Annotated in this window: 22 protein-coding genes; 4 read left to right on the top strand and 18 right to left on the bottom strand. The window is 57.1% G+C overall.

Going from position 1 to position 16,386, the window contains the following annotated elements; genetic code table 11:
- Positions 1-14 precede the first annotated feature (14 nt).
- From HBO24_RS21420 to HBO24_RS21505, 18 genes are all read right to left on the bottom strand, one after another.
- Positions 15-1,100 (bottom strand): minor capsid protein, encoded by a 1,086-nt coding sequence (locus HBO24_RS21420; protein WP_170060261.1) that lies wholly within the window; start codon positions 1,098-1,100, stop codon positions 15-17.
- Complete coding sequence (locus HBO24_RS21425; protein WP_170060262.1) at positions 1,075-2,493, bottom strand: DUF4055 domain-containing protein; 1,419 nt, start codon at positions 2,491-2,493, stop codon at positions 1,075-1,077. The genes HBO24_RS21420 and HBO24_RS21425 overlap by 26 nt, the downstream gene beginning before the upstream one ends.
- The gene (locus HBO24_RS21430) at positions 2,490-3,977 is read right to left on the bottom strand and encodes a terminase (protein ID WP_170060263.1); all 1,488 of its coding nucleotides are present in this window, start codon (positions 3,975-3,977) and stop codon (positions 2,490-2,492) included. The genes HBO24_RS21425 and HBO24_RS21430 overlap by 4 nt, the downstream gene beginning before the upstream one ends.
- 1 nt (position 3,978) lies before the next feature.
- Positions 3,979-4,578, bottom strand: coding sequence for a hypothetical protein (locus HBO24_RS21435; RefSeq protein ID WP_170060264.1), 600 nt, complete (start codon positions 4,576-4,578; stop codon positions 3,979-3,981).
- Between the two features lie 446 nt (positions 4,579-5,024).
- Positions 5,025-5,369 carry a hypothetical protein gene (locus HBO24_RS21440; protein ID WP_170045128.1) on the bottom strand — a complete coding sequence of 115 codons (345 nt, stop codon included), beginning with the start codon at positions 5,367-5,369 and terminating at the stop codon, positions 5,025-5,027.
- The gene (locus HBO24_RS21445; RefSeq protein WP_003218335.1) at positions 5,366-5,704 is read right to left on the bottom strand and encodes a hypothetical protein; all 339 of its coding nucleotides are present in this window, start codon (positions 5,702-5,704) and stop codon (positions 5,366-5,368) included. The genes HBO24_RS21440 and HBO24_RS21445 overlap by 4 nt, the downstream gene beginning before the upstream one ends.
- A gap of 118 nt (positions 5,705-5,822) precedes the next feature.
- Positions 5,823-6,182 (bottom strand): hypothetical protein, encoded by a 360-nt coding sequence (locus HBO24_RS21450; protein ID WP_170045127.1) that lies wholly within the window; start codon positions 6,180-6,182, stop codon positions 5,823-5,825.
- A 5-nt stretch (positions 6,183-6,187) separates the two neighbouring features.
- The gene (locus HBO24_RS21455; protein ID WP_170045126.1) at positions 6,188-6,382 is read right to left on the bottom strand and encodes a Com family DNA-binding transcriptional regulator; all 195 of its coding nucleotides are present in this window, start codon (positions 6,380-6,382) and stop codon (positions 6,188-6,190) included.
- A gap of 463 nt (positions 6,383-6,845) precedes the next feature.
- A complete protein-coding gene (locus tag HBO24_RS21460; RefSeq protein ID WP_170060265.1) occupies positions 6,846-7,391 on the bottom strand; it encodes a hypothetical protein in 546 nt (181 codons plus the stop codon).
- Positions 7,388-8,059 carry a recombination protein NinG gene (locus tag HBO24_RS21465; protein ID WP_170060266.1) on the bottom strand — a complete coding sequence of 224 codons (672 nt, stop codon included), beginning with the start codon at positions 8,057-8,059 and terminating at the stop codon, positions 7,388-7,390. The genes HBO24_RS21460 and HBO24_RS21465 overlap by 4 nt, the downstream gene beginning before the upstream one ends.
- Positions 8,056-8,643: a DUF1367 family protein gene (locus HBO24_RS21470; RefSeq protein ID WP_170060267.1), complete on the bottom strand. Its 588-nt coding sequence runs from the start codon at positions 8,641-8,643 to the stop codon at positions 8,056-8,058. Before HBO24_RS21470 ends, HBO24_RS21465 begins: the two co-directional genes overlap by 4 nt.
- Complete coding sequence (locus HBO24_RS21475; protein ID WP_170060268.1) at positions 8,636-9,085, bottom strand: hypothetical protein; 450 nt, start codon at positions 9,083-9,085, stop codon at positions 8,636-8,638. Before HBO24_RS21475 ends, HBO24_RS21470 begins: the two co-directional genes overlap by 8 nt.
- Positions 9,082-9,585: a hypothetical protein gene (locus HBO24_RS21480; protein ID WP_170060269.1), complete on the bottom strand. Its 504-nt coding sequence runs from the start codon at positions 9,583-9,585 to the stop codon at positions 9,082-9,084. The genes HBO24_RS21475 and HBO24_RS21480 overlap by 4 nt, the downstream gene beginning before the upstream one ends.
- Complete coding sequence (locus HBO24_RS21485; RefSeq protein WP_262381544.1) at positions 9,585-10,379, bottom strand: hypothetical protein; 795 nt, start codon at positions 10,377-10,379, stop codon at positions 9,585-9,587. Before HBO24_RS21485 ends, HBO24_RS21480 begins: the two co-directional genes overlap by 1 nt.
- The gene (locus tag HBO24_RS21490; protein WP_170060270.1) at positions 10,366-11,346 is read right to left on the bottom strand and encodes a phage replication protein; all 981 of its coding nucleotides are present in this window, start codon (positions 11,344-11,346) and stop codon (positions 10,366-10,368) included. The genes HBO24_RS21485 and HBO24_RS21490 overlap by 14 nt, the downstream gene beginning before the upstream one ends.
- A gap of 1 nt (position 11,347) precedes the next feature.
- On the bottom strand, positions 11,348-12,196 hold the full coding sequence (locus HBO24_RS21495) for a BRO family protein (protein WP_170060322.1): 849 nt from the start codon (positions 12,194-12,196) through the stop codon (positions 11,348-11,350).
- 145 nt (positions 12,197-12,341) lie between these two features.
- Positions 12,342-12,959, bottom strand: coding sequence for a hypothetical protein (locus tag HBO24_RS21500; RefSeq protein ID WP_170060271.1), 618 nt, complete (start codon positions 12,957-12,959; stop codon positions 12,342-12,344).
- A 50-nt stretch (positions 12,960-13,009) separates the two neighbouring features.
- Positions 13,010-13,246 carry a hypothetical protein gene (locus tag HBO24_RS21505; RefSeq protein WP_017479602.1) on the bottom strand — a complete coding sequence of 79 codons (237 nt, stop codon included), beginning with the start codon at positions 13,244-13,246 and terminating at the stop codon, positions 13,010-13,012.
- A 112-nt stretch (positions 13,247-13,358) separates the two neighbouring features.
- On the opposite strand from HBO24_RS21505, the gene HBO24_RS21510 reads away from it, so the two are divergent.
- The 4 genes from HBO24_RS21510 (at position 13,359) to HBO24_RS21525 (ending at position 16,247) form a co-directional block, all read left to right on the top strand.
- Complete coding sequence (locus HBO24_RS21510; protein WP_170060324.1) at positions 13,359-14,195, top strand: S24 family peptidase; 837 nt, start codon at positions 13,359-13,361, stop codon at positions 14,193-14,195.
- Positions 14,196-14,199: 4 nt separating this feature from the next.
- Positions 14,200-14,439, top strand: a complete 240-nt coding sequence (locus HBO24_RS21515; protein WP_170060272.1) for a hypothetical protein — start codon at positions 14,200-14,202, stop codon at positions 14,437-14,439.
- A gap of 117 nt (positions 14,440-14,556) precedes the next feature.
- On the top strand, positions 14,557-15,732 hold the full coding sequence (locus HBO24_RS21520; RefSeq protein ID WP_170060273.1) for an XRE family transcriptional regulator: 1,176 nt from the start codon (positions 14,557-14,559) through the stop codon (positions 15,730-15,732).
- Positions 15,732-16,247 carry a DUF4411 family protein gene (locus HBO24_RS21525; RefSeq protein ID WP_170060274.1) on the top strand — a complete coding sequence of 172 codons (516 nt, stop codon included), beginning with the start codon at positions 15,732-15,734 and terminating at the stop codon, positions 16,245-16,247. Before HBO24_RS21520 ends, HBO24_RS21525 begins: the two co-directional genes overlap by 1 nt.
- Positions 16,248-16,386: the final 139 nt, after the last annotated feature.

Consider the following 16,386-nt stretch of genomic DNA (forward strand, 5'->3'; position numbering starts at 1 on the left):
GCGATCATCCTATATCAGATCCCTGCTAGCTCGAAGGCCAGGGGCTCCAGCCCTTTCATCTGCGCCAGCGTCAGCGGTGCGAAGTTGCGATCAAGCTGCAGCTCGGCGAAGCGCTCTACGGTCAGCCCGCCCTCCCGGAACAGCTTGGCCCGGACTGGGCCGATAGCAACGTCCTGGAACGAAGCTGGCTGCTGCTGGAGCCAGTGGTAGTAATCCAGGCTTGCACTGACCTGCTGGCCGCCATTGGCACCCACCGAAGCGCGGGTAGCTCCCTTGGCGAACATCTCGCTAAGTTTGGTTAGCAGAACGAACGTCGTACGGCAATTCGGGTGAAACGGCGGCCGTGGGCCTGAATCGACTGGAAACCGGCGTTTGTCCATCGAGCGACATAGCTGGCTGGTCTTGCTGTCCAGCGTGGCCACCATCTGGATCTCTTCGACGATATCCGTGTTGGCCTTGGCCACCTCCATCCTTGCCTGGGATGACACATGCTGAATGGCGGTGTGCACGACGGTGCTGGCATTGCGGTTGGTGGTGGCAAGAATACCGTCCTTGTAGCCTGCCGCCTTGGTGCCGCGAATGTTGCGGATGATCTGGAAGTTCGTCTGCCCTTCGAAGAAGCCTTGCCGGATCGTGCCTGTTACGCGCTCACGTTCGGCGCCAGTCCACCCCTTGATGAAGGCCTTCAGCAGCTTCCCGCTACCGGTACCGCGCACGCTGAGCGGGTTCGTCAGCACTGCGGTGCGGATTGCAGCGGCCGTCGGGGCCACGACTTCGAGCGACACGCCAACCGGCGCTGATCGGGCCAAGCTCGTCGCCTCGAACTGCGCTTCGTAGTTGGCGATGTCCACCAGGTCGAGGTTCAGTTGCGCGCTGAAACGGTCGAAGATGCCCAGTAGCAGACTGTCGACCTCTTTCAGCAGCGCTTCCAGGCGCTTGACGTTGTACTCGGTCAGGTCCGACTGGGTCAGCCGATCACGGATAGACCGGTCAATCTCCTTGAGGAAGGGAGCGAACTTGCCCACCTCGCCCGCCTTGAGCTTTTCGAGGAACACTGCGTGCCGGATGGTCGCATCAAGTATCGCTTGGTTCACCACCATCTACTTTGTCCTCGTCGTCCAGGCCCAGGCCGTCGCCCTGCTCTTCAAGTTCGCCGTCGATCTGTTGGTCGGTGCGCTCTGGTGCAATCAGCCCAAGCTTGCGCAGATATGCTCGAAGATCCGCTTTCGCGAAGCCACCGTTCTGCCACAAGCCCACCAAGGCCGTGATCATCTGCGGATCGGCCGTCAGCTCGACGAACTCTTGATTGACCTGGTAGGCGACATTCTTGTCGGCCACCCCCATGTAGGCGCAGCACCACATGATTGCCCGGGTGTATGCCTCACTGACGTTAGCCACGCACCCGGCCAGCACCGATGTTGAGGCTGACTGATCGCCGCGGGACTCCGTAGCGGTCTTGGTAGCAAGTGACGCAACCACCATCCGGGCGCCCAGTTCGATCATCATCTGGTTCTTGTCGGCCATGGCCTCTTTGACCAGGGTGTTCGGAGCGGGCTGCGCGTAGCCAAATGCACCACCAGCAGGCAGAAGCATAGGCGCGCGCGATCCGACGTAGACACCCTTTGCCTCGAGCAGCTTTACCCACTGCTCGGTCAGGCCAGAAATCCATGGCTGGGCCTGGCCGCACCAGAAGACGCTGTCTTCATAATCGGCGCTGTTCCGGTAGTGGCCCAGGTTGATCATGGCGATGTCGTAGAGCGGCGACTCGTCGATGCTTGGGTCGTTGTTCTGTGCGCCGACGAAGGTGAACGGGATCTCCTTGAGACGTCCGGTCACTCCTTCCGGCCTGAATTCTTCGGTGACCGCCAGTGGCCCGCCACCTTTAGGCCCAGACCGGCGCCAAACGCGACAAACGAAACCGTCATCTTCCAGCGCCAGTTCCCGGTACTGCTCAACCGTCTTGAACCCAAAGCCTTCAGGTATCTCGGGCGACTCGCGCAGCACCACCAGAGTCAGCACGCTGTGACCATTCACCATGCCCGTGCGCCAGTTGATGATGTCTTCAGCGCAGTAGGAAAGGATCACCGAGTGCCCGCCGACACCATTATCCTGGTGATAGTCGACGTACAAGCCGTGCCGCCCGGCCTCGAGCACCTTCTCTAGGGTGCCCTGCGAGTGCTGGTAGATGCTCACACCCGAGCCATTGGCGTTGTCCTGCAGGTACTCCAGCTTCTTCGACACCGTCAACGTTGGGTCTTTGTGGAACGCCAGGCCGAGCAGCCCGTTACGGGTGTGCCCAGTGGCGTTCTTAAATACCGCACGTTCGCGATAGGCCTTGTTCCGGTCTACGTTTTCAGGCGACTTGTCGTGAGCGTTGATGTAGGGCAGCCGGTCGACAACCCGGTGCTGGCCAGCACAGACGTCGCGCACAGTCGCCCAACGGTCGAGCACTGCCGTGTATTCCGCCCGTTTGAAGGAGACGTCATTGCTCATCGGGCGTATCCCATTTTGATAGATGTGGCCGGCTTCCTAGCGCTCTTCGCCACGGCGAAGTACCGGAATCCGTCGGAACCGTGTGAGGTCCAGTCGTGAAGTGGTCTGTCTTTCCAGCAACCGCGCTTGTCGTCCCACTCTTTGCGGTAGTTTTCGATGCAGTTAATGCCCTCTTCGCACTTCGACTCATCGAACACACAGAGCGGAAGAATCTCCCGCACAGCCTCAATGCCGTCGCTGATGCCAATTTTCGGAACCACGTCGAAAGTCATGCTGTAAATCTGCCCGTCGATCTCGTAGCCCTCCTGGGCCAACTCCCGACGGGTCTTGGCATCACTGCCAAACTCCCGGTTGTCGATGTCGTGCGGCCCCCAGTGCTCGGAGTAGGTGTAACCCTTGTCCTTGAGAACCTTCATGTAGTGCCGCAGGCCTTCGCCGCTGTTCTCGTAGTAATCGATGACGTGAAACTCTTCACCGACCTGGCGCACGAACCAGATGGCCGTGGAGTCGCCGACGCCGATGTCCCAGAAGGTCATCACCGGCAAGTGGCTGTTATTCGGAATTACACCTATGCGCTGCTGGGCATAGAGCTTGGTCAGTTGCTGGGCGTAATAGGCGCCCTCGACCGACTGCTGGAAGGCTTCGGCAGGGATCGACGGGTACTCCCTCTTCATGTCGTCGCCGAGCGTCTTCTCCTTGGCTGCATACCAGGCGCGCTGGCCGTCATTGGTGACGATCCCGTGCTTGGCGTGCAGCTCGCTGAAGTAGTCGGTCAGACGCTGCGGCAGCACCACGTCGGTGGAATCCAAGCTGTAGGCCTTGTTGTTCCACCAACTGAAGAAAAAGAACTTCCAGTCGAGCAGGCCTAGCGGCACACCGGAAAGCTGTTGTCGCTCTGCTGACTGGCTGTAAGCGAAGAAATACCCAGCCCGACCCTCAGCCGTCGACTCGATGGTGACGAAACACTCAGCAGCGACAGCCTCAAAAGCACCGGTGACGATCTCGCGCGCCTTGTGCGGGAACTTGGCGCAGATCTTCCCGAACTCGGATACGTGCAGGTAGCGCAGCGTACCGCCACGGAACGAGGTGGAAACGTAAAGCGAGCCGCCCTTACTGAACACCAGCTCGCCCGCGGCGTCATTTCGTGCTGGGTTGGCAGCACGGAGCTCTTTCGGCAGGTTGTCGTAGGCGTACTTGACCTTCTCCCGGAAAAGGCGCTTCGCGTCGTTCAGTGTGTGAGCGATCAAGGCGCACTTCGCAGCCTCGAACAGCGCCGCATCCAGCTGGACGATGCACACCAGAGTCGTGAAGCCAAGCTGACGAGCTTTCAGGATGATGTTCCGGGTATGCATCCCCTGGAAGTAATCGATCTGCTCCTGCGTCATGCGGAAGCGAACCTTCTTCCCCTGCTTGTCAGTGATGAAGTAAAGGTTGTTCAGTCGCCAGAATCGGTCCCGAAGCAGTTTCATGTGCTCGGGTTTCATATCAGGCGTCCTGTGATAATTCGTCCATCATCTTCGAGATCTCGTCGGCGTCGTCCGTCTTCTCCTTCTCGTCCAGGCTGAATGCCTGACGCTCAAGGACTTGCAGGTTCTTCATTGCAGAGGAAAGCTGAAACAAGGTTTTGGAGTTGCTGGGCAGCGCAACAGCAGCGAGCATCGAGGCCCGGCGCATACCGTTATTGTCCTCGTCAGTCTCGTCGATGATCGCGTCTTCGATCTCTTCGCGGCGCTGGATGGTGTTGAGCAAGTCATCCATCAGCAGGTTCGCGAGGTTCGTGGCTTTGCGAATGTCTCGGCGATGACTGCGAACCACCCGAGCGCCTTCTTCTGCGGCCTCTTCGATGATCTCGGCGTCAAGTTCGCAGTTCGCGCCTTGGTCGTTGCGAACCTCGCCGCGAACCAGCTTGCTGCGAACCTCTTTGCGCACTTGCTCAGAAAGGTCTCTCGCCCATCCTTGAACCTTGGCTTTCTTCCGAATTGCCGTGTCGCTCACGCCTTGGCGCTCAGCGATAGTTCTGATGGAAAGCGAACCGGCCCGGTAGGCGCGTTCGATCGCCTCCCAGTCGGGTTGCTTGGTTGTCATGAGTCAACTCTTTCGCTTGAATTGATGGCCGATTGCCGCTATCACTGTCAGCCCACTATCTTCAGGTGATTTTGTGAAAAAACTCGTAGTTACCTTTATCGGCGTTTTGGTGCTCGCAGGTTGTTCGGAGGAAAGCAACCAGTACAAATCGATCGTTCAATGCTCGATATCTGCAGAATTATTGAAACGCGACCTATCCTGGAATTTGATACAGGCGCACTCAAAGATAATCGCCACGAATGAGCACTTTGATATTTCGCCTTCGAAGACCACTGAGCTAAGGCGCGTAATCGAATCTGAGTGGAAGCTAGACTCCCTATCAAGTGAAGCTCGAACTGAAAAGCTAGAGTCCGTCCTTAACTCCCCAACCTGCAAAGCATTACAACTCTGATATTGCATCCATAGCCTCGCGGCACGATTTCCCTATTCGCGAAACGTGTCGCGGGCTACGATTTCCGGCGCTCAATCCCACCAGGCACCTTGTCACAGTGCATGCAGTGCTCGCAGTTCAGCGTCCGGCATAGCCAGACCTTCACCCGCCGCCAGTACGTGACCATGAAGATGTGCCGTGCACCGGCCAGAGCCAAGGCGACATGCAGCGTCAGGCCGGCGGTAGTCGGGCCGAAGAAGATGTTCTGGCTGCGCACCATCAAAACGAAACCGGTTATGGCGATCGTCGAGTAAATCAGCTTCCCGAGGATGCCGTCCCGCACCTTCCCGCTCAGTACGCACCAGGCTGCCCACAGCGCGATTAGGCCGCAGGCGATGGAGTTGATCAGTTCTAGATTCATGGTGGATTGCCTCCCCCGAACCGCTGGCGAATGAGCGCCCAGAGATCAGCGGATTTAATGGCTCGATTGATGGCCGCCAGGAGCGAGCCGCCGAATGCACCCAGCAGGAAGCCGATGCCGGCGACGATCTTCGGCTCGGTCACACCCAGATAGGTGCTAACCATGCTCGTGAGGTAGATTGAGCAGGCCATGCCGGTGATGAGGAAGATCATCCAGGCACGCCAGTCGTTCAAGTCGTCCTTGTGCCACCAACTGGCGATCACAGCTCCAACAAGGCCCGCGATAAGCAATTCGAACCTGTCGATCTTGTCGAGCAGGCGCTGTAGATACTCCATGCGCTCGACTCCGTAGGCATGATCAAAAAGGCTTTTGCCGGTCTGGGCGAAACCCAAAGATAAAAATCACTAGATAGAAGACCCGGCACATGGCCGGGTCAGTGGCTACAAATAGCCTTTATGCAACCAGGTCCCAGGTGATAGCCAGAGATCCAGTAGCGGTAATACCTGGGATCCAGGAGCCAGCGGTCACCCATAGCCCCATACCAGCAGGTACGAAAAGTGGAGCCGGAAGGAGAACTTGGGAATGGCTGTTCGCAACAGCCGGGCCATTGCCATTGAAAATCATGCGAGTACTGGCGTCACCGGTAATGCTAGGCGCTGTCTCCGAGGCGTACAGATTGACGTACCCGCTGGTTGGGTCTATGGAGGCTGTCTGGATGGTCAGACCGTTCACGTTTTCGGCTGGCGAGACGATCTGTACAACACCCTTCGGAAACAGATTGCCGAAGTGTTTACCAACTTTTACTGCGTTCATATTTTTCACCTTTGAATTGAATGATTGTTCGCGGAGGATTCCGCTTTCATGTCGCTCAAAGGCGATTGCTCGAGGCTCGCGGCCTTCACATGATTCAACGTCCCGCATCGGGAACATTTGATCTGGAGCTCTGTAAACCCACCCGTACGGGCGAGAAGTCTTTTGCAGTTACCGCACCTGAATTCTTTCAACATTTGCAAATTCCTTTTGCATTGTCTTTTCGGCGAGCAATAAAAAGCCCCGCACTTGGCGAGGCTTAGAAAAATAAGTAGCGATTATGTCGATCGAGCGAACGAGTTCCACTCTTCAATGGCGTCATCGGCCGCCGACTTATGCTTCCGAATTGCGTCCTGCTGCTCCTCCACGAAGTCAGTTATGCACGTTTCGTATTCCTCAACATCAGCCTGAAATTGGTCACGCTCGTACTGGTCTTGAAACTCGTACGGCACGTCTGGCTGGTTGCAGTCATGCGAGGGCTCGGTTAGGTCGGCGAATGCCAATGGCGAGAGCAACATTCCGAGAAGTAAGAGAGTTCGCATCGTCCTTTGCCTCACATGAAAAAGCCCGACTTCATGCCGGGCTTTACTGTGCAACCTCAACGCGCAAGATCGACAGGATGGGTAAATACTCTCTCACTTTCTCACTCATTGCAATGGCTTTTTGCTATGCCGCACAACTTTCGATTAAGCCTTCCGCATCAAGCAGTTCCTGAGCGGCAGTGAGAGCCTCATTCACCTGGTCATCCAGCGCCTTGCGGATCGACGAACGCCACCGGTACCGGGTCGATTCCGGCTTGCCGTCATTGTCCCAGTTGTTGATGTCGTACCAGGCTGCCGGCAGCACTGCGGCGGAACGCTTGCCCTCGGCACCAGCAACCTGCGGAATGGCCCAGGTCAGCACGGCGCATTCCCGGAAGCGTTTCGGCGCAGGTGTCTTCACCGAATTGAGCAATTCTAAAATGGCGCCGTGCTTGCGCTCCTGGTGCGTCGAGTACTTCGCCACAAGTGCTCGCCAGTGCGCCGGGGTCAACGCCTTGTGCAGCCGACCGAACACCCAGCAGTCCTGGAGAAACGCCGCCTCCTTGCCGACGATCTCCCCCTTCTGCTTGGCACACTGCACCCTCGGCTCAAAGTCGCAGCCGCCGGCGGAACTGATGGTCTCGGCCGCGAGCGCCCGCACCACTGCTGGAACAACGTTGCGATAGGTCATGCTGCAGCCCTCTTCAGTTCTCTTGTCTTTGCACGGTATTCGGCGGTGATGGCTTTCAATTGCTCTACTGTTTCCCTGCGTGGCGTGTGGTCGGCCTCCAGCGCCTCAACAGCCTCCAGACCGATGCGGGCGATCAGCCCAGTACGGAAGCCCTGGGAAACCGTCTCGCCTTTGCGGGCGAACTTGGACGACCCTGCGTTACAGCTCTTGCACTGGAGCCAGATATTGCTGGGCACCAGCCTTAACTCTGGCCGGGCGCCCTTACCGAGGAAGTGGCCTGCATCGAAAGCACCGCCGGTCTTCCAACCCTGGGCGTTGAGGATTGATTCCTGCGACTCGCCGCAACTGATGCAGCCGCTACCAATGCTCAACTCGTAGGTGCGCCGGTAGTCGCGCACGGCCTTCTCTGCGTCCTTCATGTGGTCCGCCCGGGTCTTCAGCGCCTCTTTGCGCACCTTGATCTCGCGGCGACCGACATCCGCCAGGGCCTTCTTGGCGCTCGCCTGCCCCTTCTCCGACTTACCGTAAGCGATGGCGCACTCGATCTCGCCGCACACCGCCTGCGAGCCGCGGGCAGGCGTGAACATCACTCGGCACTCTGGGCAGCGCTTGCGGCGTGGGCCACCGGACGTGAGCGGGGTTTTGCGTTGTAGTGGAGTGCGCTTCATCCGTAACTCCCGATTTGGTCAGCAGCACTCAATGCCGCCTCTTCCGATTCAAAGTGGGCAGACAGGACCAGGCGCCAGCAGGCGTTGAACACGTCGCGATAAAGCGGCTCGAAGGCCGTGTCATCCATGGAGGCCCAGCTAATTGACTTGGCCTCCTTGCGCACGCCGTCGGGAGTTCGCACCAGGTGGAAGTGACCGGCCTCGATCGTCACCCATTCACGGAATGCCTCCCGGGACTTGTCCACCGCCGGAAAGCGCTCGGCCCTGGCCAACTCCAGACCGGCGATGTACGCATCAACTGCATGCGACAACTGCCCTGGCTTACCGCTCTGCGCCTCGAAGAACTTGGCCAGCCCCTGAATACCGCGCAACTCCTGACGCGGAACCAAGCCACCGACCGGCTCCCAGTACTCCCACGCCAAATCCAGCATCGAGAAGAATTTGCCGTGGAACTTTGCGTTGCGCATTTTTGTGAACTTGCCGTGGACCACCTGGCCCAGCTTCCATTTCTGGGTTAATTCGCGATCGGCCTCGGTCGCCGGCACAAGGCCTTGGACGGTACGGATAAGGGCGAGCTCAGCCATTGGATTGCTCTCCCTTGCCCATGGCGGCGCGGCGGGATTCGTGGAACGCCATTACCTCGGCCATTCCGCGATCCACAGCGACAATTTCCCGGTAGAAGTAGGCCTGGCTATCAGACTCTTCCTCTGGAGGCAGTTCACCCGGACCAGCCAGCGAGTTGTAGATCCACTGCATTGCTGCAGCCGGGCCTTTGCCATGCTCTTCCTCAATGAGAGCGGAGCGCATAGCGAGGATGTAGCGGCCAAACAGCAGATCAAGTTCCTTGTTCCGCATCCGGGCCAACTCATTCTCGGCCAGCAGCTCAAGCGCTACCTCCACCACGGTCTTCTCGCCCAGGAATTCATCCAGAGCCACGGTGTTGCGCTTCCAGTCTGTGCAGTCGGCTCGATATGACGCAGCTTCAGCCCAGAGCAACACCTTTAATTTTTCCTTGTCGATACTCATTCCGAAATCCCTTTCAGTAGTGATTGCAACTGCTTGAGCTTGCCCAGGGCTTCGGCATTTCCTTCTCGCTCGGCCTCCACAGACAACGCCACCTCTTCGATGCGGCCAGCCAAAAACTTCATGCGCTTGCTGAAGTCATCAGCCAGGGTCACAACCTCACCGGAAAGGCTGGCGAGGACATCCAGGGCACCTTCGGACTTTTTGATCGGGACTGCGGTCGTTTTGGCTGCCTGGGTCACGGCTTGCTCCTTTTTTGGTTTTGGGGTTACTGCGTCACGCTGAAACTTACCGCCGACCGGCTCACGAATCAGGCCAGAGTCCTTGAGCTCGCCGAGTGCGCGGCGTATGGCATAGGGCGATGCGCTCGTTACCTGGGCAGCCGAAGCAGCGACGTGGATTTCGTGGTTACTCCAGCTCGTTTGGATCGGGACGCAGCCAAAAACCTTCTGGGCGATAGAGGACTGGCCGGCAAGGATTCGGGCTTGTCGAGATTCATTCATCAGATGGCCCCCATGCGCTGTACTGCCGCGATAGCCGCACGGGCTTTGCGCTTACGCAGATATGTGTCGACCCGATCGAACTGGGCCTTCTTAAGACGTTCGCGCTCCTGCCGAGCCTTGGATGCTGTGACAATTTGACGAACCTCAGCGAGCTTTTCCCTGAGGTGTGGTGATGGCACTACGGCTGAGCCCGTGATCAATCCGGCGATTGCTTGGCCGTCGGCAGTGATTGGCGCAATACGCAGATCAGACAGGTACTGGTTGCCAGCTTCATAGGTGATCAACTGCATGCGAACCGCCGACTCGATGGCCGTTACGCGCCGCGCGGGATCAAACCCGAGCGAAACGCTCCAGATAATAGGCGTAGCCTCTGCCCGAGCTGTAGCCACCAGGCGCTCGTAAGCCCCCATGAATGCCATGCGCGCGCCGACCTTGTCGCCCAGGCGAAGGATCGGAGCGGCGGCGGTCATGGCCTGCTGGATTTCAGCGGTCATCACCACGGTCTCGATTTCATCTCCGGAGAGCAGCCCGATCGACCAGGCCTCATCCTTTCCAGGACGACCGTCGAAGGACTGAACTCGCTGTAAGATATCTGCCATAGCCAACTTGCCCTTCACCTCAAAGCGGCAGGACTTCAACGCGGATTTGACGACGGGCACCGGGTACGCGCAGAGGTCTTCGGCCATCATCGCGGCTGTGCCAGGGTTCATTTCCTGGCCCATGGCTTCAGCGGTGGCGCAGATGGCAGCAGCCAGCCCGGCGACCTGCAGGTCATTCATTTCAGAGGTATTCATTGCGGTCACCTGCTTGGCGCTTGGCCAGAACCAACTGGGCGGCCTGCTCAGCTGCGGTGAGATTCGCCTCGGTGCGCTCCATCTGGCGGGCAGTTGTGCCGTTGATGCGCTGCCCGGTCACCCATTGCGTGTGGTAGCTCTCGGCGTTGGCCAGCAGCTCGTTGAGGCTGTGGCACTTGCGCAAAACGGCGGCATCGTTAGTTTTCAGGTAATGCGCGGCGACGTGGTGAGCGATATCAGCGCCGAGGCGGTCGACCAATTGGCCGAGCTGACCACCAACCTTGGCATTCCAAACAGGCCATGCGCCGAGGTAGCGTTTGCGGTAGGCCATTGCGTAGTTCGCCCAGACCTTGAACGTTTTGCAGGTCTGGTCTTTGGGGCCGGGCATGTCGATAGGGATCTCAACCCGCGGGGCGTCGATACGATCAACCACGAGAACCAAGCCGCGGGACTGAGCCGGCTTGCCGGTGGCGTCCTGCAAGTCCTGACTGGTGTCCTGATCTGTATCCTGATGATTGGTATCCTGATTTGTCGGAGATTTTTCCGACCCTTGCCCGGATTTATTTCCGACCTTGCTCGGAGATTTATCCGAGGTAGATCGGATATTTTTCCGACCCTTGTTATTTGGTGGGGTCGGATATTTTTCCGACCCGTCGAGCTTCTGGTTCCACTCAATGGCCTTCTCGGTCAGCCTGAAAAGTGTGATATTCGAAGTACTGGAGAGCTCAATCAATCCGGCTTCTTCCAGGGCCTTCAGCATGCGGTAAGCGGTGTCAGGCTTATCAGTGAGTAGCGGCAGCTCCTCAGTGATCTTGGCCTTGCTCAGCGCGAAGAAGATCCCGTCATCGGTTTTGATTGGCTTGGCCCAGCTAGGGCATCCGTAGACGAAGGCGAACAGCAAGGCCTGCTGAGAGTTCAGCCCCCACTCCAGCGCCTTCACCTGGTTAATCGTGACGGTGAATTGCATGTCAGGCCTTCCCGACCTTTGCGGCCAATTCAAGAAAGCGATCCACGTACCAGTGAGGCTGCGTTTCGCGGGGGCATTGAGGGCTGGTGAGATTTTTGCCGTAGGCCATGCCCTTCTCGGTGATCGACCAGAACTCAACTGTTTCTTGCTTAGAGTTCTTGCGCTGCATGACCCTGAGGAGGCCGTGGGCCTCCAGTGCAAGGTTGAAGGCGCGGGCCGTGCTGGCGATTGCGTGTTCTTTGATCAGGGCGGTGATTGCCTTCGTTGGCATCGAAGACCCGCCAGCAGCGTCTGGCGCGGCGTCGACGGCGTAGCCTGGGAGGAATTTCGCATCCAGACCGTTGTTGGCGGCGATCTTGGCCAGCATCAGCATCTTGCTGGACGGTGCGGGCTTCAGCAGGCGGTCGAAGCACTCCAGAATGGCCAGCTCGCCGACGATCTTGGAGTTGTTCGGGCCTTGAGTGGAAAAGGTGCCCGTCTTGCGGATGCTCGGCAGTACCTGGCCCACCACCCACTCTTCGAATTTCTCGGCGGCCGGCAGCTTGGACTTCATCACCAGTCGGTACAGGTCGCGCTCCGGGATAATGGTCATGAAACCACCACCCTGTTTCGGGGTAGTGGTCGCAGCCCTGCAGTGACGGGCCACTGCGTTCTCAGGCTTGGAGTAGCCCAGGGCATCGGCAACATCGCGGGCAACGAACCAAGGATCTCCAGCCTTGTCGGTGATGACCCGGATCGCGGCGCCGTCAAAGTCGAACGGAATCACCGAGTAATTGCGCGCCACGTTTTCAGATTGCGGAAAACGTGGCGCGAGATTTGTAGGGGTATTGATATGTGACTGGGTTTGCATATAATCGGCCTCACAAAGTGTTATCGAATCAGCCACCCTCGTCCGGTGGCTTTTTTGTGCCTGGAGTTTTCGGGGGCTTCTTTTACTAGTGCAGGCACCGAGCCCCCAAATCGCGGCATAAAAACCCGCGCAAACCAAAAAAATTTCAAGCGATGGATTTCAGACTTGGCCGCGCACCCTTGATCAACTGCTCAGCCTTTCGCCCCAACTCCCCCGCTTTCGCCTCAACCTGACGGCACTGTTTAACGAAAGCCGGCAAGCGCGGCAGGTCCTGCTCGCACATCACCTGGTCGTCAAACACCTCGCTGCCCGTGTCGATCACATCACCGAGGGCACGGATCAGCGCGCCGAAGCTCTTGTTGGCGCATTGGTCGCTGGTCATCTGGCGGGCGCCAGTCAAGCCGTGGCGGCTCGCCAGTTCGTTCAAGCAGTGGTCGCGGAATTCAGGCTCAAGAGCGTTCACCCACGACTCTTCCAGCCAGGACGGCATTTCCTGATCGCCGGACAGCCAGCGCTGAACACGCTTGAGCCAGCGCCCGGTCGCCTTCACAAAGTCGGACACGTCGTTCTGCAAGGTAAGCGCGGCTAAGTCCGGCACCTCTTTGGCGATAGCCTTCTCCGGGCACGACAGATGCAGCTCGCGGCTCAACGCCTGGGCGAAGTCGTCCTGGCTCAAGCTGGTGCGTGCGATCTGGTTTGCAGCGTGGGCGACCAGCACCTGATCACGGGTTTGTACGGTGTGTCTGGAACTGGACGTTTGCATGGGGATTGCTCTCTTCTAATCTGGCTTCAATGGAGCGGCGAACAGGGATGTCAGGCGGCGCCGCGTAGGACTTTGTGCGCTAGGTCGAGAAGATCCGGTCGCAAACCTGCGATGGTGATCTCTCCACCTGATGCGTCCTGAAGGCGCTCTGCCAGGTCGGCCGAGGCTTTTCGGTGACCGCCTGCCAGCTGCCACAGGTGCCCTACCGTCGTCTTGGCAGCGGCAGCCACTGACTGGCGCCGTTCGTTTGAAGCGCTGGCGAGCCAGTCACGCAGATGGTCATTCATGGGATCTCTCCTTAAACATAGGAGAAATTTAGCTTATGGCTAATATCGTAGCAAGGAATATTTAGCTGTGAGCACATTTAGCATTGAGCTAAACGCTGGCATTCTTGCCCGCATGGATATTTATGCGATTCGTAAACAGCAACTGATCAGCCTCATAGGAAACCAGCGAAAAGGCGCGTGCGCCGAGCGCTGGGGAATGGCGCCTGCGCACCTGAGTCAGATTTTGTCGGACAAGACGGCGAAGAATTTGGGAGACGACGTAGCGCGGAGAATCGAGGCGATCGAGGGGCTGCCCAGAGGTTGGTTTGACTCCGTATCGCCAGGCGAGTCGATAACTCCAGCTGACGAGCTGACTTCCAGCGATCACGCAGGCGAGACATCCGCACAGACAGCGGCGGACCAGATAAAGCAGATGCTTTCGAAGGTCAAAGGGTTATCGAACACCGCTCGTGACAGGATTATTGCGGCCGCTGACGAGTCGAGTAACGTCATAACCGTCGACTTCTCTCGCCCCGGCCAGGTTGGTGACGAGGTGTGGATTGCGCACTACGACGTGCGCGCAGCGATGGGCGGCGGACAGATCCCGCACGAATACCCGGAAATGCTCCAGGATATACGGGTCAGCCCCAAGCATCTGCGCGACCTGGGTGTCACCTTCAAAGAGCACTTCCACCTCAAGATGATCACCGGGTGGGGCCAGTCGATGGCCCCGACGATCAAGGATCGCGACCCATTGCTGGTCGATATCACGATCCGGGAGTTCACGGGCGACGGTATCTACCTCTTCTCCCACGACGAGATGCTGTACGTGAAACGCCTGCAGAAGAAAGGCAAGGATCGATTCAAGATGATCTCGGACAACAAGCACCATGATCCCGAGGATATTCGTGTTGATGACACTCATATCCTTGCCAGGGTGCTCTACGTGTGGAACGGACAGCCGGTATAAGTCCATGGCTCTGACCAAACCCAGCCAGCAGCTGCGCCGCGACCTGAACGAGGCTGCGGCCCTGCCCAAATGGTCAGGCGTCGATCTGTTTGTCTTTGCCAAACGCCTTCTGGCTGCCGGAGATGAGCAAGGTGCCAACGATCTGATGAAGATTGCGCTGAGTCTTCAGGAGGCTGAGGACAAGCTGGCGGGTTATGCAGATGAGGTGAAGGCGGGAAGGATCGTGCGCGGGAAGGCTGAGTAGCATCACGTAGTGACGCCGCACTTGCGATGGACGGTAGAGAAGTTCAGTATCCTGCAAAACCCGCTACTGTGATAATGGATGATTGCGCAAATGAAGACGGAGCTGAAGCGGTGATGTATGCCGGGAATTAACCCAGAAGTGCTTGTATGGGCACGAGAGACTGCTGGTCTTAGCAGAGAAAAGGCTGCCAAAGCTCTAGCTATTGGCGGCAGCAAGGTTTCCGGCCCTGAAATGCTCCGGCGTTATGAAGACGGCGAAAAAGAGGCCTCCAGAGCACTTATTGTGAAGATGGCAGGAGCGTATCGCCGCCCGCTTCTCGTTTTTTATCTTCCTTCCCCGCCAGCTCGAGCAGAGAGAGGCGAGGATTTCCGCACGCTTCCCGAAGAGCTGCGCATCGAAAGTAAGGGGCCTCTCGATGCACTAGTGCGTGACATTTATGTGCGGCAAGATCTCGTAAAGAATGTCCTACAAGATGTTGAGGAGGCCTTCCCTCGCGATTACGTGGGCAGCGTTAAAGTTGATTTGGAGCCCGCTTCCATTTCTGACTACCTCGGGAAGCTGATCGGATTCGATATCAACGAGTTCCGGCGCTACGGAAAATCCGAAGAAGCTTTCTCTTATCTTCGAAAGCTAATTGAAGAGATGGGAACATTCGTTCTGCTTATTGGAAATCTTGGAAGTCATCACACAAATATACCTGTCGAAGCCTTCAGGGGGTTTGCGTTATCCGACAAGATTGCCCCATTTATCGTGATTAATGATCAAGATGCGCCGCCTGCTAGGTCCTTTACACTCCTTCATGAATTTGCGCATATACTGATCGGCGTTACTGGCTTAAGTGGCAGTCGTGCAGAACAGAAAATTGAGCGGTATTGCAACGATATAGCAAGCCTGCTGTTGCTTCCAACAGACGACTTAATCAAACAAAACTGGCACGCAGAAAATATCGATGTGCTTACGCAAAAAATTGCTGGCTTTGCAAAAAGTATAAATGTCAGCAGCTCTTTGGTGGCTTATCGACTCTTCACGTCTGGAGCAATTCAACAAGATACTTGGAATACTCTTTCTCAGAAATTCAGAGAATTGTGGGTAGCCCAGAAAGCGGCAGCAAAAGAAGGACGGGACGGCTCTAGCGGACCAAGCTACTACGTTGTTAAAAGGCATAAGCTAGGCGGAGCCATTGTAAATTTGGTTCAGCGAACCATGCGTGAAGGTGCATTAACGGCGACAAAAGCCGGAAGAGTATTGGGCGTAAAGCCCGCCAATGTCTATAACTTGGTTGGCACATTATAATGGCGCTTGATAGGAAGCTTTATCTGCTGGACGCAAACACGCTGATTACTTCTAATGGTGTTTACTACCCACAAACAATGGTGCCAGAACTATGGTCATGGCTTCTACATCAGAGCCAAAATGGCCGCATTAAGATGCCAATTGAAATCTATGAAGAGATTTTGGCAGGTAAGGAGGACGCTTTAACTGGGTGGCTCAAAAAGCCAGAAGTTAAAGATAGTCTCATACTTCAAGAAGATGCAGACCCAGCCGCTGTTGCTCACGTTACTTTTAACGGATATGCAGTCGATCTGAATGAGAACGAACTCGCCTACATTGGGCGTGATCCGTTTTTAATTTCCTACGCACTATCAAGCCCTGTGGAACGATGCGTGGTCTCTCTTGAGACGTCTAAGCCTTCAGCTCAGCGGCAAAATAGAAAGGTTCCCGACGTCTGCAAAGGGCTGGGTGCGCAGTGCTGTGATGTCTTCGGTATGATGCGAGCACTCGACTTCAAAACCGGCTGGGACAAATAGGCCGAACTCACATGATCTCAAAGCCCGGCCCAGCGCCGGGCTTCTTATTTCTGCCCTTTCACACTGGGGCTGCTCTGATCATCCCAATTCCTAGCACCCGCTCAAGATCGGCCTCAGCAAACAAAGCCATCAGGGCATA

It is taken from the genome of Pseudomonas sp. WS 5410, from assembly GCF_012985645.1.
GTDB lineage: Bacteria > Pseudomonadota > Gammaproteobacteria > Pseudomonadales > Pseudomonadaceae > Aquipseudomonas > Aquipseudomonas shahriarae.

Excerpts from the sequence above, each read along its gene's own strand:
- HBO24_RS21500 (WP_170060271.1), bottom strand. The coding sequence starts at position 12,959 with ATGCAAACGTCCAGTTCCAGACACACCGTACAAACCCGTGATCAGGTG.
- HBO24_RS21515 (WP_170060272.1), top strand. The coding sequence starts at position 14,200 with ATGGCTCTGACCAAACCCAGCCAGCAGCTGCGCCGCGACCTGAACGAG.
- HBO24_RS21435 (WP_170060264.1), bottom strand. The coding sequence starts at position 4,578 with ATGACAACCAAGCAACCCGACTGGGAGGCGATCGAACGCGCCTACCGG.
- HBO24_RS21490 (WP_170060270.1), bottom strand. The coding sequence starts at position 11,346 with ATGCAATTCACCGTCACGATTAACCAGGTGAAGGCGCTGGAGTGGGGG.
- HBO24_RS21520 (WP_170060273.1), top strand. The coding sequence starts at position 14,557 with ATGCCGGGAATTAACCCAGAAGTGCTTGTATGGGCACGAGAGACTGCT.
- HBO24_RS21505 (WP_017479602.1), bottom strand. The coding sequence starts at position 13,246 with ATGAATGACCATCTGCGTGACTGGCTCGCCAGCGCTTCAAACGAACGG.
- HBO24_RS21495 (WP_170060322.1), bottom strand. The coding sequence starts at position 12,196 with ATGCAAACCCAGTCACATATCAATACCCCTACAAATCTCGCGCCACGT.
- HBO24_RS21445 (WP_003218335.1), bottom strand. The coding sequence starts at position 5,704 with ATGGAGTATCTACAGCGCCTGCTCGACAAGATCGACAGGTTCGAATTG.
- HBO24_RS21510 (WP_170060324.1), top strand. The coding sequence starts at position 13,359 with ATGGATATTTATGCGATTCGTAAACAGCAACTGATCAGCCTCATAGGA.
- HBO24_RS21420 (WP_170060261.1), bottom strand. The coding sequence starts at position 1,100 with ATGGTGGTGAACCAAGCGATACTTGATGCGACCATCCGGCACGCAGTG.
- HBO24_RS21480 (WP_170060269.1), bottom strand. The coding sequence starts at position 9,585 with ATGAATGAATCTCGACAAGCCCGAATCCTTGCCGGCCAGTCCTCTATC.
- HBO24_RS21430 (WP_170060263.1), bottom strand. The coding sequence starts at position 3,977 with ATGAAACCCGAGCACATGAAACTGCTTCGGGACCGATTCTGGCGACTG.
- HBO24_RS21465 (WP_170060266.1), bottom strand. The coding sequence starts at position 8,059 with ATGAAGCGCACTCCACTACAACGCAAAACCCCGCTCACGTCCGGTGGC.
- HBO24_RS21450 (WP_170045127.1), bottom strand. The coding sequence starts at position 6,182 with ATGAACGCAGTAAAAGTTGGTAAACACTTCGGCAATCTGTTTCCGAAG.
- HBO24_RS21440 (WP_170045128.1), bottom strand. The coding sequence starts at position 5,369 with ATGAATCTAGAACTGATCAACTCCATCGCCTGCGGCCTAATCGCGCTG.
- HBO24_RS21525 (WP_170060274.1), top strand. The coding sequence starts at position 15,732 with ATGGCGCTTGATAGGAAGCTTTATCTGCTGGACGCAAACACGCTGATT.
- HBO24_RS21425 (WP_170060262.1), bottom strand. The coding sequence starts at position 2,493 with ATGAGCAATGACGTCTCCTTCAAACGGGCGGAATACACGGCAGTGCTC.
- HBO24_RS21475 (WP_170060268.1), bottom strand. The coding sequence starts at position 9,085 with ATGAGTATCGACAAGGAAAAATTAAAGGTGTTGCTCTGGGCTGAAGCT.
- HBO24_RS21470 (WP_170060267.1), bottom strand. The coding sequence starts at position 8,643 with ATGGCTGAGCTCGCCCTTATCCGTACCGTCCAAGGCCTTGTGCCGGCG.
- HBO24_RS21485 (WP_262381544.1), bottom strand. The coding sequence starts at position 10,379 with ATGAATACCTCTGAAATGAATGACCTGCAGGTCGCCGGGCTGGCTGCT.
- HBO24_RS21460 (WP_170060265.1), bottom strand. The coding sequence starts at position 7,391 with ATGACCTATCGCAACGTTGTTCCAGCAGTGGTGCGGGCGCTCGCGGCC.